An 18608-nucleotide genomic window follows, 5' to 3' on the forward strand; every position below is an offset into this window, starting at 1 on the left:
CTCACCTGATCATCTATCGTCCCCCACTCCTATCCCCGCGCGTCGCGCGGTGCAACCTCCGGCGTGAGCAATCGGCGCAGACATCCCAGACATCGGGAGCGTTCCGGGCCCAGGCTGCCCTGTGAGATACCCAACTCCCCCGCGATTTCCCGGTATGTCAGGTCCCGCGGCGAGAGCAGCGCCTCGATGAGGCGGGGGCAGCGGCCGGGCAGGCGGCGGACCGCGTCCCGCAGCGCGCGGTACCGGGCGGCGGCCAGCACGTGCTGCTCGGGCCCGGGACCGCTGTCGTCGGCCGGCTCACCGCCGTAGGGCCGTTCCAGGCGCGTGGTGCGGCGGCTGCGGCGGACCTCGGCGCGGACGGCCTTGCGCAGCCAGCCGGGCGGGTCCGGCGGCGGCCCGTCCGACTCCAGCCGCTCCAGGAGCCGCAGCCACACGGCCTGCTCCAGGTCGCCCGGCTCGCCCCCGGAGGCGAATGCCTCGGCGGAGGCCTCGGCGGTGAGCAGCGGGTGCAGGACGGCTACCAGGTCGTGCGTCATGTGCGGAACGACGAGCCGCCCCGGCGGCGGGTTGCCGGGGCGGCGCACAGTCACCCCGAACGGGGTGCCGGCCGGTGCGGTGGTTGACGCCGTCAGCGGTCCAGGAACTCGGCGCGGGCGAGCAGCCCGGTGTCGGCGTTGTCGGTGAAGACGCCGTCGATGCCGGTCGCGAAGTACGTCTTGAAGGCGCCGAAGACGTCGCCGTAGGCGTCGGCGGCACTGCCCTTGCGGTACTCGGCCGGCAGGAAGGGGTTCTCGTTGCGCATGGTGTACGGGTGCAGGATCAGCCCGACCTTGTGCGCGTCGGAGACCAGCGTGGTCGGCTCGGCCAGGGTGCCGTCCGCCTTCTTCGGGATGACCAGGTCCAGGGTCGGGCCGATGCCCTGGGCGTAACCGGCGATCTCACGCAGGCCCTTGGGCGTGATCAGGTCGGCGACCGTGCGCGGGTCGTCCGCCTCGACGAAGTCGTACGGGCGGCTGTTCGCCGAGGAGAGCAGGACGACGAGCGGGTTGTCGACCAGCCGGTTCAGCCGCTGGATGCTGGTGGGCTCGAAGGACTGAAGGATGACCGGGGAGTTCCGGCCGTCCTTGCCGTACTTGCGCAGCAGCTTCGCCACCCGCTCCTCCAGGCCGAGGCCCAGCTTGCGGAAGTAGGTGGGGTGCTTGGTCTCGGGGTAGATCCAGACCTGCTTGCCGCGCTTGCGGGTCTGCTCGTCCTGCCACTTGAGGACCTCTTCGAAGGTGGGGATCTCCCAGCGGCCGTCGTAGAGGGTGTTGTGCGGCCGGTTGGCGGGGATGCGTTCGACCGCGCGCAGCGTCTTCAGCTCGGCGAGCGTGAAGTCCTCGGTGAACCAGCCGGTGGTGGGGACGCCGTCGAGTACCTTGGTGGTCCTGCGGCCGGCGAACTCCGGGTGCGAGGCGACGTCGGTGGTGCCGCCGATCTCCGGCTCGTGCCGGCAGACCAGGTGGCCGTCCTTGGTGGGCACCAGGTCGCCCGCCTCGACCACGTCGGCGCCCAGGTCGAGGGCCAGGTCGTACGAGCCGAAGGTGTGCTCGGGGCGGTAGCCGCTGGCACCGCGGTGGCCGATGACCGTCGGCACCGGCAGGCCCTTCAGGCCGCGGCCGCCGCGTCCGGCCGTCCGGTCGTCGGCGGCCCGGGCCGCGCCGGGCAGTCCGAGGACCGCCCCGCCCGCGCCGAGCACCGCGGCGCCGAGAAGCGCCCGCCGTCCCGTTCCCTGCGTCTGCCCGTTCGCCTGGTCGCTGCCCATGAGCGCCCTCCTGCCGCTTTCGCTCCGTCACTGCGGGCCGATCGTAGGGGCGTACACATGACCGGAGGGAGGCCCTGGTTCGAACACCCGGGTGAAGTCGGGTGTCCGACGGGCGGCGCGAGGTGACGGGCCGTCGGCCGGCGCCGCCGGTGCGAGCGATGTCCGTCACATCGCCGCAAGGACGTTACACGCCGTCCTTCCCACGTCACCGCAGGTAAAACCGCGTCAACACTTAGTAAGACCTAGGTGAACCCGGCGTCCCCGATGTGCGCGCGGACCGGCGCCGCGAGTAATGTCCTCACCTGCACAGACTCATATCGCCCACCTTGACATCGGAGGACCCGTTGTCCCGCTTCGCGCTCATCAAGGCAGTGCTCGGACCGATCATGCGCCTGATGTTCCGCCCACAGGTGGAGGGCGCGGAGCACATCCCGGGGGACGGGCCGGTGATTCTGGCCGGTAATCACCTCACGTTCATCGACTCGATCGTGCTGCCGGTGGTCACCAAGCGCCAGGTGTTCTTCATCGGCAAGGACGAGTACGTCACCGGCAAGGGCCTCAAGGGCCGGCTGATGGCCTGGTTCTTCACCGGCGTCGGGATGATCCCGGTGGACCGGGACGGGGCGAGCGGCGGCGTGGCCGCGCTGATGACCGGACGGCGGATCCTGGAAGAGGGCCGGATCTTCGGGATCTACCCCGAGGGCACCCGGTCGCCCGACGGCCGGCTGTACCGGGGACGCACGGGTATCGCGCGGCTGACGCTGATGACCGGTGCGCCGGTGGTGCCGTTCGCCATGATCGGCACGGACAAGCTCCAGCCGGGCGGCCGGGGCATCCCGCGGCCCGGCCGGGTCACCGTCCGGTTCGGTGAGCCCATGGAGTTCTCCCGGTACGAGGGCATGGACCGGGACCGGTACGTGCTGCGGGCCGTGACGGACTCCGTCATGACCGAGGTCATGCGCCTGTCGGGTCAGGAGTACGTGGACATGTACGCCACCAAGGCCAAGGCCGCCTAGAGGCGTCCGGCGGACGGGCGCCGCACCGGCGCCCGTCCGCCTGCAGGTGGAATCTACCGCCGACACATCGGGCATTCGGCCGTATAAAACGGCCATATGACCCCACAACATGTCTGATTCAGACATGTACAAACCTTCTCGGCGTACTCTGCTCCGTACCCCGATCGCCGCCGCCGGTGCGGGACTCCTGGCAGCCTGCACCAACTTCGGTTCCGACCCCAGCTCCGGACCCGAACACATGGGCGACGGGGAGAAGTTCGTCCCGGCCGGGCCCAAGGGGTACGTCAACCCGTCGGATCCGGAGGTCCTCGCCGCCGAGCGGAAACGGGGGGCCGGCCGTGTACGCACCTTCAGATTCACCGCCGACGAAGCCACGCTGGACCTGGGCGGGCGCTCGGTCCGCACCTGGGCGTACAACGAGGAGGTGCCGGGCCCGCTGGTACGGGTCACCGCCGGCGACGTGCTCGACCTGACGCTCGCCAACCGGCTGCCCGCCACGACCACGCTGCACTCGCACGGTGTACGGCTGCGCTGCGACATGGACGGCGTCCCGGACCTGACCCAGCGCGCCATCCGCTCCGGTGACGACTTCCGCTACCACTTCACCGCGAAGCACCCGGGAACGTACCTGCTGCACTCCCATGTCGGAATGCAGCCCGACCGGGCCCTGTACGCGCCGCTCATCGTCGAGGACCCCAAGGAGCCCCTGTCCTACGACAAGGAGTGGCTCGTGATCCTGGACGACTGGCTCGACGGTGTGCAGGGTTCCACCCCCGACGAGGTCCTGGGCCAGCTCAAGCCCGGGGGCGCCATGGACATGGGGGGCATGGCCATGGGGCCGGGCCACCACAGCCCGAGCCCGAGCCGGCCGAAGGGCGCGCACCCGTCGCAGGCCAGGAAGTCCTCGGGCCCCAACCGGGTGCTGCACAACTCCCACAGCCGCATGCTCCACGGGGAGGGCGGCAGCGTCGCCTACCCGTACTACCTGGTCAACGGACGCCTGCCGGACAATCCGTCGGTGTTCCGCTGCCGTCCCGGCGACCGGGTGCGGCTGCGCATCATCAACGCCGGTTCGGAGACCGCCTTCCGTGTCGCGCTCGGCGGCCACAAGATGACCGTCACACACACCGACGGCTATCCCGTGAAGCACAAGGAGACCGACGCCCTCCTCATCGGCATGGCGGAACGGTACGACGTGCTGATCACCGCCCATGACGGGGTCTTCCCCCTGGTCGCGCTCCCCGAGGGCAAGAAGGGCAAGGCCCTCGCCGTGCTGCGCACCGACAAGAGCAGGAACCTTCCCTCAGGCGACGCCCACCCGGACGAACTCGACCGGGAGACCGTCCCCGCGCGCCGCCTGCTGCCGGACGACTCCGTGGCCCTGCGCAAACGGGACCCCGACCGCGAGCTGCGCATCAGGATCACCGGCAGCATGGAGAAGTTCGACTGGGGATTCGACCACAAGGGCTACTCCGCGCAGCAGCGTCACCCGGTCCGCGCCGGCGAGCGGGTGCGGCTCACCCTCATCAACGCCACCAGCATGTGGCATCCGATGCACCTGCACGGGCACACCTTCTCGGTGACCGGCCTGGACTCGGTGGGCGCGCGCAAGGACACCGCGCTCGTGCTGCCGCACCGGAAACTGGTGATCGACTTCGACGCCGACAATCCGGGGCTGTGGATGCTGCACTGCCACAACCAGTACCACTCGGAGAGCGGGATGATGACGGTGCTGGGATACCGCAAGTGACGTCCGGGGCCTGCGGGCCGGGCCCGGGGGCGGCTGGGTGAGCCCTTGCGAGCCGGGCCCGGGGGGCGGCTGTATGAGGCATTGCGAGCCGGGCCCGGGGGGCGGCTGGGTGAGGCATTGCGAGCCGCGTGGCGCAGCCGCGTACCGGACTGGTCCCGCGGCTCCCAACCGGCCGTCGGACCCCGCGCGTTCCGGACCGGCCGCTCACCCCACGCTTTCCGGACCGGCCGCTCACCCCGCGCTTTCCAGGCGCTGTCCCTTCAGCAGCCACCACGCCACCGCCGAGGCCGCCAGCAGGACCACGGCTCCGGCGCCGGAGGCCAGATGGAGGCCGTGGACGAAGCTGTCGCGGGCCGCGGCGAGGAGGGCCTCCGCCTGGTGCGGTGGCAGGTGCGCCGCGGTCTCCACCGCGGCGCCCAGTGACTCGTGGGCCGCGGCCGGCGTTCCGGCCGGGCCCGTGAAGTCGCGGTAGACGCCTGTCACGATCGAGCCCAGCAGGGCGATGCCCAGGGCCGCGCCCAGCTCGTACGCCGTCTCGGAGACCGCCGAGGCGGCGCCCGCCTGGTCCTTGGGGACGCTGGAGAGGATGACGTCGGCGGTCACCGTGAAGGAGAACCCCGCGCCGACGCCCACGACCAGCAGGGCGGCGCCGAGGACCGGGTAGCCGGTGGACTGGCCGAGGGCGGTCAGCGCGGCCAGGGCGATGCCGACCGCGGCCAGACCGCCGGAGACCACCGTGCGGACCGAGAAGCGCCGGGCGGCACGGCCCGCGACCAGACCGGCCGCCACCGCGCCCACGGCGGCGGGCAGTTCGGCCAGACCGGCCTCGAACGGACGCCGGTCCTGGACGAGTTGCAGGTACTGGGAGAGGAAGAACACCAGTCCGGACATGCCGAGGACGGTCAGCAGGTCGGCGAGGACCGCTCCGCTGAAACCGCGGCGCCGGAACAGGCGCATGTCCAGCAGCGGGACCGGCATGGTGAGCTGGCGGCGGACGAAGCCGTACAGGGCCGCCGCGCCCAGCAGGCCGGTGCCCAGGACCGTCGCGCCGAGGCCGTCGGTGGCCGCCTCCTTCACCGCGTAGACGAGGGCGATCATGCCGACCAGCGACAGCAGGACGCTGGCCAGGTCCCAGGGGCCCGGGTGGGGGTTGCGGGACTCGGGCAGGGTGCGGATGCCGACCAGGACCAGGACCGCCATCACCGGCAGGTTGATCAGGAAGACCGAACCCCACCAGAAGTGCTCGAGGAGGAATCCGCCGGCGATCGGGCCGACGGCCGTACCGGCGGAGGCGGTGGCGCCCCAGACGCCGACGGCCAGGCTGCGCTCGCGCGGGTCGTGGAAGATGTTGCGGATCAGGGCCAGGGTGGCCGGCATCAGGGTCGCGCCCGCGACGCCGAGCAGCGCCCGGGCCAGGATCATCAGCTCGGGTGTGGTCGCGTAGGCGTTGAGCACGGACAGCGCGCCGAACGCCGTGGCGCCGCACAGCAGGATCCGCTTGCGGCCGATGCGGTCGCCGAGGCTGCCCATGGAGACCAGCAGGCCGGCGATGACGAAGGAGTAGACGTCGCCGATCCACAGCAGCTGGGTGCCGGTCGGGTCGAGGTCTTCACTGATGTAGGGGGTCGCCAGGCCGAGGACGGTGGCGTCGACGGCCACCAGCAGCACGGCCAGGACGAGGACGGAGAGCGCGAGCCAGCGGCCCGGGCGCTTCACCGCCTCGGTCGCGGGTGCCGGCTGCAGGGTGCTGCTCATGATTCCTTCCTTCAACGCGCGTCGTCGTGGTCACGCGTTCTCGTGTTCGTCTTCGTCTTCGTCGCACGGGTTCGTCGCGCGCGTTTCGCACGGGTTCGTTGCACGGTTTCGCGCGGGTTCTTCACGCGGTGGTGCGCCGTGCGCCGCCGAGCAGCAGCTCGACGATCATGTAGGTGAAGTCGTTGGCCGCCACGCGGCCCTCGCTCACGGCCCAGGCGCCGGAGGCCAGCAGTCCGTACAGGGCCTCGGTGAGCCAGGCCGGGGTGAGGTCGATCCGGAACTCACCGGTCTCCTGGCCGCGCCGGAACACGGACGTGAGGCGTTCGTCGATGCGGGCCCAGCCCTGGTTCTGCTCCTCGCCCTCGAACAGCTGGTTCTCGGTGTAGAGGAAGGCGAGCAGTCCGGCGGCGGGTTCGATCGCGCGGACGAGGCGGTGTACGGCCTCGCCCGCCGGGCCCTCGTCCAGCCGGGCGGTGTCCAGCGCCGCCTCGCACTCGGCGATGCCGAGCGCCTCCAGCGCCCGGACGAGCGCGTCGCGGCCGGCGAAGTGGCGGTGCAGCGTGGCCCGGCTGATCCCGGCGGCCTTGGCGACCTCGTCCATGGTCGCGGTGGATTTACGCGTCAGCAGGGTGGCTGCGCTGCGCAGCACGTGGTCACGATCGAGGGCCATGAGACAAGGATAGCCCAAGTGAGACATCTTTGTCTCACATTGGGCATGCGTGACTCATCACCGCTGGTCAGGGCGGTGATCGTCAGTGCCAGGGCAGCTGTCCGCGCCGTTCCCAGTAGGCGCCCGGCTCCTCCTTCAGGGTGGCGAGGCGGGTCAGCTGGTCGACGTCGAGGTCGACGGCGGGGGCGTGCAGGTTGGAGAAGAGCTGTGGGACGGTCGCGGCGCCGGAGAGGACCACGCCGGCCCACGGCTGGCGCAGGATCCAGGCGAGGGCCACGGCGTCGCAGCCGAGGGAGGTCTCCTCGGCCACCGTCTTCAGCATGTCCGGGGCGTGGGGTTCGGCGAGCCGGCCGTTCGCCATGCCCTCCTTGACGATCACGGTGAGGCCGGCGTCGTGCGCCTCGGCGAGGGCGGGGCCGGCCGAGGTCTCCAGGACGTTGTACGTCGACTGGACGGTGCGGAAGAGGGGTTCGCCGTCGACCGTGACGCCGAGGGCGGCGCGGATCGCGTCGGCCTGGGCGGGGCCGCTGGTGGAGAAGCCGATGGTCAGACCGCCGGCGGCGGCCTCGGCCAGCCGGGCGTGCAGGTCCCGGTCGGTGAGGGCCGGGCTGTCCGGGGTCACCGAGTGGATCTGGTAGAGGTCGAGCCGGTCGCCGAGCAGGGCGTCGGTCTCGGCGCGCTGCCGGTCGTAGGTGGCGAGGCCGTGGTCCTTGACCTCGTGCCGTTCGGCGTCCGTCGACCAGCCGGCGGTGTAGGTGTAGCCCCACTTGCTGCCGACGACCACGTCGTCGATGTCGGGGCGGGCGTTCAGCCAGTCGGCGAGGAACTCCTCGGAGCGGCCGTAGGAGCGGGCCACGTCGAAGTACCGGACGCCCTGGGCGTAGGCCGCGTCGAGGAGTTCGTGGGTGCGGGTGCGCAGGGCGTCCGCGCTGCGGTTCTCGCCGAGGTCCCGGTCCCGGCCGAGGTTGATGTAACCGGGGCGGCCGACCGCGGCGAGGCCGAGGCCGATGTGGCAGGTGGGGGTGGTGGCTGCGGCCAGTCGGGCGAAGGGCATCGCGGGCTCCGTTCGGTCGGCTCGAGTCCGGCTTGCGACCAACGTAGACGCTTCGTTCGGGGAGCCGGGCGCATGGGAGCGTGGGGAGCGGGGCGCGTCGGCGTGTGCGGGGGTGTGGGGAGCCGGGCGCCTTCCAGCTCGGGGCCACAGGTGCATTGGCGGGTGCGGGTTGTTTGTGGTTGTTCGCGCCGTTCCCCGCGCCCCTTTGCGCCATCCAGCTCGGGGCCACAGGAGCGTCGGCGGATGCGGCAGGACTGTGGTTGTTCGCGCCGTTCCCCGCGCCCCTTTGCGCCATCCAGCTCGGGGCCCCAGGTGCATTGGCGGGTGCGGCAGGACTGTGGGTGTTCGCGCCGTTCCCCGCACCCCCTTTGGGGCGCGGGGTTTCGGGGGTGTCAGGGGTGGGTTTTGGCTTTTGCCCAGGTTTGCTGGGCCGCTACGTCGGCCTTCACCTCTGCCAGCTGTACGGCCACCGCGGCGGGAGCCGTGCCGCCTCGGCCGTTGCGGGACGCCAACGCGCCGGGGACGTTGAGGACCGAGCGGACCTCGGGAGTGAGGTGGGCGGAGATCTTCGCGAACTGCTCGTCCGTGAGGTCGTCCAGCTCCTTGCCCTCGGCCTCGGCGACCTTGACGCACTCCCCCGCGACCTCGTGCGCCACACGGAACGGCACGCCCTGCCGGACCAGCCACTCGGCGATGTCCGTGGCGAGCGAGAAGCCGGCCGGGGCCAGCTCCTCCATGCGCTCGCGGTGGACGGTGAGCGTGGCGATCATGCCGGTGAAGGCGGGGAGCAGCACCTCCAGCTGGTCACAGGAGTCGAAGACCGGCTCCTTGTCCTCCTGGAGGTCGCGGTTGTAGGCGAGGGGCAGGGCCTTGAGGGTGGCCATCAGCCCGGTGAGGTTGCCGATCAGACGGCCGGACTTGCCCCTGGCCAGCTCGGCGATGTCCGGGTTCTTCTTCTGCGGCATGATCGACGAGCCCGTGGAGAACGCGTCGTGCAGGGTGACGAAGGAGAACTCCTTCGTGTTCCAGAGGATGATCTCCTCGGCGATCCGGGAGAGGTTCACCCCGATCATCGCGGTGATGAAGGCGAACTCGGCGACGAAGTCGCGGGAGGCCGTGCCGTCGATGGAGTTGCCGACACTGCCGTGCTCGAAGCCGAGGTCCGCGGCGACCGCCTCCGGGTCCAGGCCCAGGGAGGAGCCGGCGAGCGCGCCGGAGCCGTACGGCGACACGGCCGTCCGCTCGTCCCACTGGCGCAGCCGCTCGGCGTCCCGGGACAGGGACTGGACGTGCGCCAGGACGTGGTGCGCGAAGAGCACCGGCTGGGCGTGCTGGAGGTGGGTGCGGCCGGGCATCGCGACGTCCGGGTGGGCCTCGGCGAGGCCGATCAGCGCGTCCTGGAGGTCGGCGATCAGGCCGCCGATCGTACGGGCGTGGTCCCTGAGGTACATCCGGAAGAGGGTCGCCACCTGGTCGTTCCTGGACCGGCCGGCGCGGAGCTTGCCGCCGAGGTCGGGGCCGAGGCGCTCCAGCAGGCCCCGCTCCAGCGCGGTGTGCACGTCCTCGTCGGCGACGGTGCCCACGAAGGTGCCGGCGGCGACGTCCGCCTCCAGCAGGTCGAGCCCGGCGATCATCCGCGTCAGCTCGTCCTCGGTGAGGAGTCCCGCCTTGTGCAGCACGCGCGCGTGGGCACGCGAGCCGGCGATGTCGTAGGGCGCGAGCCGCCAGTCGAAGTGGACGGACGCGGACAGCTTCGCCAGGGCCTCGGCGGGACCGTCGGCGAATCGGCCGCCCCAGAGCCTTACGTCACCGCTGTTGCTGCTCACTTGCGTTGCTCCTCGAAGCTTGTGATGTGCCACCGCCTCCCCACCCTTGCAGGCGGGGAGGCGGCTGTCAGGCCGATGCGTGCGAGGTGACCCGCGGGGGTTACGCCAGGTCCCGCTTGGCGGCGATCTTCGACGACAGGCTGTAGATGTCGATGAAGCCCTTGGCCGCGGACTGGTCGAAGGTGTCGCCGGTGTCGTAGGTCGCGAGGTTGAAGTCGTACAGCGACTCCTCGGAGCGCCGGCCGGTGACGACGGCGCGGCCGCCGTGCAGGGTCATCCGGATCTCGCCGGTGACGTGCTGGTTGGCCTCGTCGATGAAGCCGTCCAGAGCGCGCTTGAGCGGGGAGAACCACTGGCCGTCGTAGACCAGCTCGCCCCAGCGCTGCTCGACCTGCCGCTTGTAGCGGGCCAGCTCACGCTCGACGGTGACGTTCTCCAGCTCCTGGTGGGCCGTGATCAGCGCGATCGCGCCCGGGGCCTCGTAGACCTCGCGGGACTTGATGCCGACGAGGCGGTCCTCGACCATGTCGATCCGGCCGATGCCCTGGGCGCCGGCGCGCTCGTTGAGCTGCTGGATGGCCTGGAGGACGGTGACGGGCCTGCCGTCGATGGCAACCGGGACGCCCTCCTTGAAGGTGATGACCACCTCGTCGGCCTCGCGCGCGACGGCCGGGTTGGAGGTGTACTCGTAGATGTCCTCGATCGGGGCGTTCCAGATGTCCTCCAGGAAGCCCGTCTCGACCGCGCGCCCGAAGACGTTCTGGTCGATGGAGTACGGGGACTTCTTGGTGGTGGCGATCGGGAGCCGCTTCTCCTCGCAGAAGGCGATCGCCTTGTCCCGGGTCATCGCGTAGTCGCGGACCGGGGCGATGCACTTCAGGTCGGGGGCGAGGGCGACGATGCCGGCCTCGAAGCGGACCTGGTCGTTGCCCTTGCCGGTGCAGCCGTGGGCGACCGTGGTGGCGCCGTGCTTCTTGGCGGCGGCGACGAGGTGCTTGACGATCGTCGGCCGGGAGAGGGCGGAGACCAGCGGGTAGCGGTCCATGTACAGGGCGTTGGCCTTGATCGCCGGCAGGCAGTACTCGTCGGCGAACTCGTCCTTGGCGTCGGCCACCTCGGCCTCCACCGCGCCGCACGCGAGGGCGCGCTTGCGGATGACGTCCAGGTCCTCGCCGCCCTGGCCGACGTCGACCGCAACGGCGATGACCTCGGCGCCCGTCTCCTCGGCGATCCAGCCGATGGCGACGGAGGTGTCCAGACCGCCTGAGTAGGCGAGTACGACGCGCTCGGTCACGGGTTTCTCCTCACAGTGCATTCGCTGATATGCATGAGTATGCAGGGCTCTGCATGATTCGTCAATCCGCCGCGGTGGCGTGCGGAAATATCGGCCCGGCGCGGCGATCGCCGGGCGGCAGCGGCGGGCGTGGTGCACGCCGAACCGGTGCGGGACACCTGCGGGTACGCCGTGCCCTGCATGACCTACGAGGAGGACCGCGACCTGCACGGCAAACGGTTCTCGCGCGAGGACGACGCCTCGCTGAACGAGTACTTCACCCAGAAGGAGCACGTCGCCACGCGCCTGGACGGACCACCCGGGCTGCCGTTGCCGCTACCCCCGTCTACTGTCTGAGCCATGCGCCCCGGTGTGGTCCTCGCGATCGTCTCCGTCTCCTCCCTCGCCCTGCTCGGCGCCGCGCCCGGTCGGGGCCCGGCACCGCTGCCGGCGGAGATGGCGGACACGGGCGGGGGCGGCCAGCTGATCCTCGCCCAGGCCCCGGACACCCGCTCCACCGAGGGCACGGTCAGCTGGTGGGACCTCCGGGACGGCCAGTGGATCCAGGCCGGGTCCGCGCCGGCCCGGTTCGGATCCGGCGGACTGGTGGACGGAGCCACCCGGACGCAGGGCACGAACACGACCCCGACCGGGCTGTACGAACTCCCCTTCGCCTTCGGCATCAAGGCGGCACCGGCCGGGACGCGGATCGCCTACCGCCCGGTGCGGGAGAGCTCCTGGTGGTGCCAGGACAACGATTCCCGCTCGTACAACCGCTGGGTCGACCCCCTGCCCGCCGACTGCGCCGCCGCCGAGTCGGAGCACCTGATCGACTACCAGGCCCAGTACGCGTACGGCCTCGTCGTCGCCTTCAACTACGCACAGCCGGTCCACGGGCGCGGCGCCGGCATCTTCCTGCACGTCAACGGCAAGGCGGCGACGGCCGGTTGTGTGTCCGTGCCGGAGGACGCGATGCAGCGGATCCTCACCTGGACCGACCCGGAGGCGAACCCCCACATCGCGATCGGCACGGAGAACGGGGACACGGCGCTCACCCGCTACTGAGCCCCACCCGGCGGCCCGCGGGCTCCCGGACACCGCGGACCCGCGACTCCGGAGCCCGTGCCCCACGCGAACCAGGCACTCCGGAGCCCGGTCCACGCGAACCAGGCACTCCGGAGCCCGTGCGCTCCGCGGCCCCGGACCGCCGGAGTCTTCGGACTCCGCGAGCCCTGAATTCCGCGGCCCTGAACTCCCTTGTGCCCCCGCGTTGTCGGTGGGTGATGCCATCATGGTTCCCTGCTGGTGGGAGGGGACATGGCACGAGGGGGCGGCGCCACGTCGGCCGGCGCCGCGTCGGCCGGCGCCGGGCGCGCGCCCGCGGCGACGCGTGCCACGACCCTCGCCGACCGCCTCCGCAGCCGCAGCACGATGCCCGAGGCACTCCGAGTGGACGACGCCGTATGACCCGAGTTCCCGCCCGAGCCCATGACTTCACGGCGGTCTACGCCGAGGAGGACCTGGGCCCGACGACCGCACCCTTCACCCGCCGCCCCTCCCCCGCCGGCGACGGCATCGTGGTGGAGGGCGACTGCCCGCGCTGCCACGGCAGCACCCGCACCGAGTACCGGCACGGCTTGCCCGGCACGGGCACCAAGGGCCTGCTGTCCTGGCTCGCCGGCCGCGCCGCGGAGCCCGAGGACGACGCGGAGGCCCTCGTCCGCGAGGTGTACTTCTGCGAGTGCGGGCACCCCCATCCCGACCTGCCGCCGGACACCCCCGCCGGCTGCGGTGCCAGCTGGCGGATCAGCACGCTCCTGGAAGGCGGGCCCGCGTGAGCACCCAGGCGGACCGCCGCTGGGCGCAGCTCGCCCGGGAGCTGGAGTTCACCCAGCTGCCGGAACTGCGCCGGCAGGCGGAGGGCTGGCGCAACGGGCTCGCGGGTCTGACCGCGCTGCTCACCGTCCTGGTCACGCTGAAGGGACGCGACGACCTCGCCCAGCTGCCCCACGTCGCACGACTGGCGGCGAGCGCCGCCCTCGGGACCGCCTTCCTGCTCTTCGTCACCGGCTCCGTACTGGCCGTGCGGGCCGCGCACGGTCACCCAGGTGACCGGGTCCTGCTCGCGGGCCAGTCGCTGCGCCGCTGGACGGAGCAGGAGATCGTCCGGGTCGGCCGGGCCCTGCGGTACGCCTCGCTGTGCTCCGGGACGGGGCTCGTCCTGGTGGCCGGCGCGGTCGTGCTGGCCTGGGCCACCACCGAGCCGCCACCGGACCACCTGGTCCGGGTCACGACGACGACCGGTGAGCGCTGCGGACAGTTCGTCGGCGCAGGCCGGGACGGGATCGTACTGAAGACCGAGCGGGACGGCGGCCGCGACCGGCTCCTGCTGCCCACGCGCACGGTGCTGGCGGTGACCCCGGTCGGCACGTGCGGTGCGGCACGGTGACAGGGGGACGGACATGACCGCCACACGCATCGCCCTGCTGATCGGGGTGGGCAGCACACCCGACGCCGGTCACAGGTTCGTCCCGCTGGACGATCCCGTCCGCGCGGACCAGCGGCTGCTGGCCGCTTCCCTCACGGCCTCCGGGTACACGGTCGAGACACTGTACGACGCGACCCGCGCGGAGATCGTCACCCGGATCGACGAGGTCTCCCGCGGCGTCCCGGCCGACGGGACGCTGCTCCTGCACTTCTCCGGGCACGGGCTGCGCATCGGCGCCGCCGACTACCTCGTGCCGGCCGACGCCCGCGCCCCGCACGACGGCGACGGCTGGCGGCCGTCGTACCTCCAGTCCCTGCTGCCCGCCGACATCAGCCCGTACCTGGCCGACTGCCCGGCGCGGACGGTGCTGTGGCTGATCGACGCCTGCCGCGACCAGCCGGCCGACGCCACGGCCGTCTTCGGCAGCAGCATCCTGCGGGGACAGCCGGAGGGGCGGTTCGCCGTGCTGACCGCCGGCCGGGCGGGCCAGCGCGCCGGATACACCGCGGAGGGCAGCTTCTTCACCACGGCACTGGCCGAGGCCTTCGGCCCGATGACCGTGGCACGGACCGTGCACGAGGTCTACGACACGGCGCGGCGGCACGCCATGCGCTCGGCCCGCCGGCTGCTGGGCGAACAGCAGGAGCCGCAGGTCTACTACTGCGGTGAACTGGGCGACGAGGCGCGGGCCACGGTCGTCTGCGAGGGGCGCCGGCTGCTGGAGGCATGGCGGGAGGCGGTGGCGGACACCGCCCTGTGGGACCGGGTGCCCCCGGCGGAGGCGGGCTGCGTACCCCGGCTGAAGGAGGCACTGACGCGGCTCGTCGAGGGCTGCGCGGTCACGGTCCACCGGGTGCAGGAGCGCATGGCGGACCCCTGGGCCGACGACGACTTTCCCGTAAGGCTGCTGCGCGACCGGCTGCCGGACCTGCTGCCGAAGACGGTGCCCCTGTCCGCGCTGGAGGCCGCCGCACTGGTCGCGGCGCCCTTCCTGCATGAGGCCGCCTGGGCCGGGCGGTTCGGTCACGCCGCCGAGATCTCTGCGTACTCGGTGGGCCGGCAGGAGGACGCCGACGCCTGGCGACGGCACTACGAGCAGGTGGCCGCGCACCATCCGCACCTTGCGCGGAAGGTGACCCGGTGCATGGAGGACGACCGTCTCGACGACGCGCACGGCGTGGCGCTGTGGCTGGTGCACCGCTGGATCGCCGAGCTGTTCGAGACGGCCGAGGAACCGGTGCCCCCGGCCGGGTCGCGTGGGCTCGCCGCCGCGTTCCTCGGCCGCGACGAGAGCGAGGACCGTACGGCCGAGCTGGCCCGCGCCCTGTGCGCCGTCGCGGCCGGCGTGTGCCTGGGCGGGCCCGCGGCCGACGGCCAGGACCTGGAGTTCCCCGTGCCCGGGGGCGGACGGCAGCCGCTGCGGTCGGCCGAGCTGGCCGCCCTGCTGCACCTGGCTTCGTGCTTGGCCCTGGACGCGCGCCGGCTGCCCGAGGTCTTCGCCGAGCATCTCGCGGTCTTCGATCCCGTCCTCCCGCAGGAGGCCGTGCACGCGGCGCGCGCGGTGCACTGGCACGCCGCCGACGGGGAGCTGCACCTGGACGCGGCCTGCCGGCACCCCGCGCTGCACGCGGCCCTCGCCCAAGTGGCCGAGCACGCCGACGAACTCGCCCGCGATCTGCGGGAGTCGGCGCGCCGCCTGCCGCCGCCCCGGTCCGTTCTGCTGTCCGGTGTGCCGTCACGTGTCACGGACCGGGGTCTGCGCCCCGTGGAAGAGCGTGGCCGCAGGGCGTACGACGTCCCTCTGCTGCGCTTCCAGCTCGCCCAGACGGAGGTGCGCGAGCTGCTCATGGGTGAGCGGCTCTACGACGGCGAGCCGGGCCTGGCACTGCGCGAGCTGTACCAGAACGCCATGGACGCCTGCCGTTACCGCGCGATGCGCCGCAGCTATCTGGAGGCCCGGGGCGGCCGGCCAGGCCCCTGGACGGGACGGATCACGATCATCGAGGGCGAGGACGAGCGCGGCCGGTACGTGGAATGCCGGGACAACGGCGTGGGCATGGGCCTGGAGCAGCTCCGGAACACGTTCACCATGGCCGGCCGCCGTTTCGAACAGTCCCGTGCGTTCCGGAAGGAGCAGGCGGACTGGCACCGGCAGGACCCGTCGCTGCGGCTGTACCCCAACAGCCGTTTCGGCATCGGCGTGTTCAGCTACTTCATGCTCGCCGAGGAGATGACGGTCGTCACCCGGCCGGTGGGCGTCGACGGGATTCCGGGGCCGAAGGCGTTGCGGGTGGAGATTCCCGGCAGCGCGAACCTCTTCCGGATCCAGGTGCACGAGGACGCGGGCGACAGCCTCCTGGAGGGTGGCACGCGCATCCGGTTGTACCTGCGGGACTCGGTCCTGCGGGCCGGGCTGTCGGCGCCGGCGACGCTGCGGCGGCTGGTTCTGGTGAGCGAGTTCGAGCTGGAGGTGCGGGACGGTTCCGGGCGGGGGCACCACTGGGAACCGGGCCTGCTGCAGTACACCTCCGAGGACGGCGGGAACGCCTTCACGGAGGGCGTGCCGGGGGTGCTGTGGTGGGTCGACGGCCAGGGCGCCGTCCTGTGCGACGGCATCGCGACCGACCGGCAGCCCTTCGGCTACGTCCTCAATCTGACCGGTCCCCGTGCGGGCGAGCTGAGCCTGAACCGCAAACAGCTCAAGGTGTACGACCGGGCCTGGGAGCGGGACCAGTGGGCCCGCGGCGCGGCGGTGCTCGCCGCGTGGCCGGGGCTGAGCATGCCGTGGCTGTGGGAACTGGAGCGGGAGAGCCTCGCCACCGCCCGGGTCCTTTGGGAACAGTGGCGTGGCAAGGGGATCACCGTACGGCGGGCGCCGGGGGATCCGGCCGTGGAGCTGGATGCCGTCGGCTGGTTCTATATGGACCAGAACGACTGGTTCCTGCCCGACCCCGTGCCCGAGGGGCGACGCGAGTTCACCACCCCGTGGCGGAACGCGGCCCTGCGGGGTGATCCGCCGCCCCCGTCCGAGGATCCTCCGCCCGCTTCTCTGGCCGGCTACCCGGTCCCCGCCCCGGGATGGTCGGATGTCGTGGCGGGGCGCCCCAAGCGCTGGGGCAGCTCCAGCTGGACCTACCAGGATCGGCCCGACGACTGGCGGTGCACCGTGGCGTTGGCCCACGGCCTGGACACGACCGTCGCCGACATCCTGCGCACACAGCGTGCCCTGCGTCTCGCCCACCCCTGTCTGAGTCCCCCGCCCACCCGGGAGGGGGATCTGGACTGGGCTCCGGAGCGGCTCGACGTGGAGATCATGGAGGCGCTGCTGAGCCGGCCGGCGACGAGCAGGGGGCAGCGGCGATTCGGGGGCCGCAACGATTACGTCCATTCCGTGGACGACCTCGGCGGCATCGTGCGCACGACCGACAGCGAGTGGACTCTGGGGCAGCTCGTCGAGGCGTGCGCCAAGTACCGGCCCTTCCTCGCCGCTCCGGTGCCGTCCGTGCCTCCGCACCATCGGGATCACGTATGCGACGCGGATGATCTGACGCTTCTGTACGTCGGGGCCGAGCAGTCGCGATGGCGCCCGACCCGGCAGCCGTGGGACGTCCTCGAAGCCGCGGAGCGCCTGGGGATCGTCCCGGCGGAGGCCGTCGACCGGCTCGCGCGGTTCGCGTGGCTGGGGTGGACGGCGCCGGACGCCGACCTGGTCGGCCGGTGGGCCACCGCGCCCCAGGAGGTGCTCGACGTGCTGAGTGAGTTCTGTCTGCCGGACGCCACCGGGGCGCTCACGGTGCCCTGGGCGGCGACGCTCGCCCTGGCGGCGCTGCGGGCCATTCCCCTGACCGACGCCGAACGGGAACTGGCGCGCTGGTCCGACTCCCTCGGCCTGACGTACCGGCGCCGCTACGAGGGGGCGTCGAACGGTCGTCTCGTGCCGGGCCTTGCGACGGCCGCCCTCGTCCGCTCGGCGCACGTGGCCGGGCTTGCCCTCGAACGGGGGCTGGGCCTGCGCGACCTGGCCCATGCCCGCCCCCGCGGCGGCCTTGACCACATGTCCTACGAGCAGCTGTCCGACGTCGCGGAGGAACTGCGCGAAGCGGGGGTCGACATCCCCGCCGTGGCGGGCGAGTTGCTGCGCGCGTGGGACGTCATGCCCACTCCCGGTCGTGCGGCCTTCTCCGCCGCCGAACCGTACTGGCCGGAGACCGACTACCCGGTCCTGCCCACGTCGGACATGCTGTTCATGTCGACCGTGCACCTGAAGACCCCCCTGGCCGCCGGGTGGGAGATCGCCCGGCGGGAGGCCAGGCGGTTCGGCCTGACCGTCCCGCGCCTTCCGGCCGGGCTGCGCGATGTACGCCCGACCCGGGAGGCGGGCACGGCCCTGCTGGACTGGGGAGTCGACGACGGGGGCGACTGGTTCGAGTCCCCCCGCTGGACACCCCTCACCGGCGAGGCCCTCGCGGTGTACGCGCGTTCCCAGCGTTCGGGCCCCCGTGCCGCTTACGAGAGCCTCGCCCGGTTCAGGGAGCTCGGCGCCCTCGTCCCCGAACTGTCACCGCGGGACGTGGCGGACCTGCCTGCCGGTGTCCCGGGGCCCGCGGACGTCCTCGCCCTCGGCGCCGAGCACCGCGTGTCCGGCCCCGGCGAACCGCTGTGCCCCCTGGACCTGGTCGGTCTGGCCGGCCGGCTGGGCGAGCCGGCCGACCGGACCTGGCGGCGCATCGCCCCCTACCTCCCCTTCGAGCCGCCGCCGGACCTCCCGTCGGGCGCCGTGCCCGCCGTCCTTCCGCTCTGGCAGGACCTCATCCTGCTGTCCCGGGAAGCGGACGGTGCTCTGCCGGCGCTCCAAGGCCGGGTGGAGGCGGGGCACATACGGTTCGCCGCGCACGCGGTCGGTGAGAGCGAGGACTGGGTACGGCAGCGGCTGGCGCTGTACGCCGGCCTCTTCCGGCTGGAGCTGTGACCG

At 72.3% G+C, this 18608-nt stretch carries 14 protein-coding genes and 1 pseudogene; 8 read left to right on the forward strand and 7 right to left on the reverse strand.

The genetic code is table 11. From position 1 onward, the window contains the following. Positions 1–29: 29 nt before the first annotated feature. Together JK361_RS23430 and JK361_RS23435 are read right to left on the reverse strand one after the other, a co-directional pair. The gene (locus JK361_RS23430) at positions 30–536 is read right to left on the reverse strand and encodes an RNA polymerase sigma factor (protein WP_201821444.1); all 507 of its coding nucleotides are present in this window, start codon (positions 534–536) and stop codon (positions 30–32) included. A 92-nt stretch (positions 537–628) separates the two neighbouring features. After that, positions 629–1804, reverse strand: a complete 1176-nt coding sequence (locus JK361_RS23435; protein WP_201821446.1) for a glycerophosphodiester phosphodiesterase — start codon at positions 1802–1804, stop codon at positions 629–631. Between the two features lie 326 nt (positions 1805–2130). On the opposite strand from JK361_RS23435, the gene JK361_RS23440 reads away from it, so the two are divergent. Then, positions 2131–2820, forward strand: a complete 690-nt coding sequence (locus JK361_RS23440; protein WP_201821448.1) for a lysophospholipid acyltransferase family protein — start codon at positions 2131–2133, stop codon at positions 2818–2820. A 124-nt stretch (positions 2821–2944) separates the two neighbouring features. Then, on the forward strand, positions 2945–4570 hold the full coding sequence (locus JK361_RS23445) for a multicopper oxidase family protein (protein WP_201821450.1): 1626 nt from the start codon (positions 2945–2947) through the stop codon (positions 4568–4570). Positions 4571–4801: 231 nt separating this feature from the next. On the opposite strand, the gene JK361_RS23450 is transcribed toward JK361_RS23445, so the two are convergent. The 5 genes from JK361_RS23450 to JK361_RS23470 form a co-directional block, all read right to left on the reverse strand. Next, a complete protein-coding gene (locus tag JK361_RS23450; RefSeq protein ID WP_201821452.1) occupies positions 4802–6325 on the reverse strand; it encodes an MFS transporter in 1524 nt (507 codons plus the stop codon). Between the two features lie 121 nt (positions 6326–6446). Continuing rightward, entirely contained in the window at positions 6447–6995 is a 549-nt protein-coding gene (locus tag JK361_RS23455; RefSeq protein WP_222996109.1) for a TetR/AcrR family transcriptional regulator, read from the reverse strand. An 82-nt stretch (positions 6996–7077) separates the two neighbouring features. Next, on the reverse strand, positions 7078–8049 hold the full coding sequence (locus tag JK361_RS23460) for an aldo/keto reductase (RefSeq protein WP_201821456.1): 972 nt from the start codon (positions 8047–8049) through the stop codon (positions 7078–7080). A 392-nt stretch (positions 8050–8441) separates the two neighbouring features. Beyond that, on the reverse strand, positions 8442–9875 hold the full coding sequence (gene argH, locus JK361_RS23465; RefSeq protein ID WP_201821458.1) for an argininosuccinate lyase: 1434 nt from the start codon (positions 9873–9875) through the stop codon (positions 8442–8444). A 100-nt stretch (positions 9876–9975) separates the two neighbouring features. Beyond that, positions 9976–11169, reverse strand: a complete 1194-nt coding sequence (locus JK361_RS23470; protein ID WP_201821460.1) for an argininosuccinate synthase — start codon at positions 11167–11169, stop codon at positions 9976–9978. A 129-nt stretch (positions 11170–11298) separates the two neighbouring features. Here JK361_RS23470 and JK361_RS23475 point away from each other — a divergent pair. From JK361_RS23475 to JK361_RS23500, 6 genes and pseudogenes are all read left to right on the forward strand, one after another. Next, positions 11299–11505: pseudogene (locus tag JK361_RS23475) on the forward strand (pyridoxamine 5'-phosphate oxidase family protein); the annotation flags it as partial. A 3-nt stretch (positions 11506–11508) separates the two neighbouring features. Beyond that, the gene (locus JK361_RS23480) at positions 11509–12213 is read left to right on the forward strand and encodes a L,D-transpeptidase family protein (RefSeq protein ID WP_201821462.1); all 705 of its coding nucleotides are present in this window, start codon (positions 11509–11511) and stop codon (positions 12211–12213) included. Positions 12214–12465: 252 nt separating this feature from the next. Then, positions 12466–12615: a hypothetical protein gene (locus JK361_RS23485; protein ID WP_201821464.1), complete on the forward strand. Its 150-nt coding sequence runs from the start codon at positions 12466–12468 to the stop codon at positions 12613–12615. Continuing rightward, complete coding sequence (locus JK361_RS23490; RefSeq protein WP_201821466.1) at positions 12612–12986, forward strand: hypothetical protein; 375 nt, start codon at positions 12612–12614, stop codon at positions 12984–12986. Before JK361_RS23485 ends, JK361_RS23490 begins: the two co-directional genes overlap by 4 nt. Next, positions 12983–13597 carry a hypothetical protein gene (locus tag JK361_RS23495; RefSeq protein WP_201821467.1) on the forward strand — a complete coding sequence of 205 codons (615 nt, stop codon included), beginning with the start codon at positions 12983–12985 and terminating at the stop codon, positions 13595–13597. The genes JK361_RS23490 and JK361_RS23495 overlap by 4 nt, the downstream gene beginning before the upstream one ends. 13 nt (positions 13598–13610) lie before the next feature. Then, the gene (locus tag JK361_RS23500; RefSeq protein WP_201821469.1) at positions 13611–18605 is read left to right on the forward strand and encodes an HD domain-containing protein; all 4995 of its coding nucleotides are present in this window, start codon (positions 13611–13613) and stop codon (positions 18603–18605) included. Positions 18606–18608: the final 3 nt, after the last annotated feature.

Source organism: Streptomyces musisoli (assembly GCF_016741855.1).
In the GTDB taxonomy this organism is placed as follows: Bacteria; Actinomycetota; Actinomycetes; order Streptomycetales; family Streptomycetaceae; genus Streptomyces; species Streptomyces musisoli.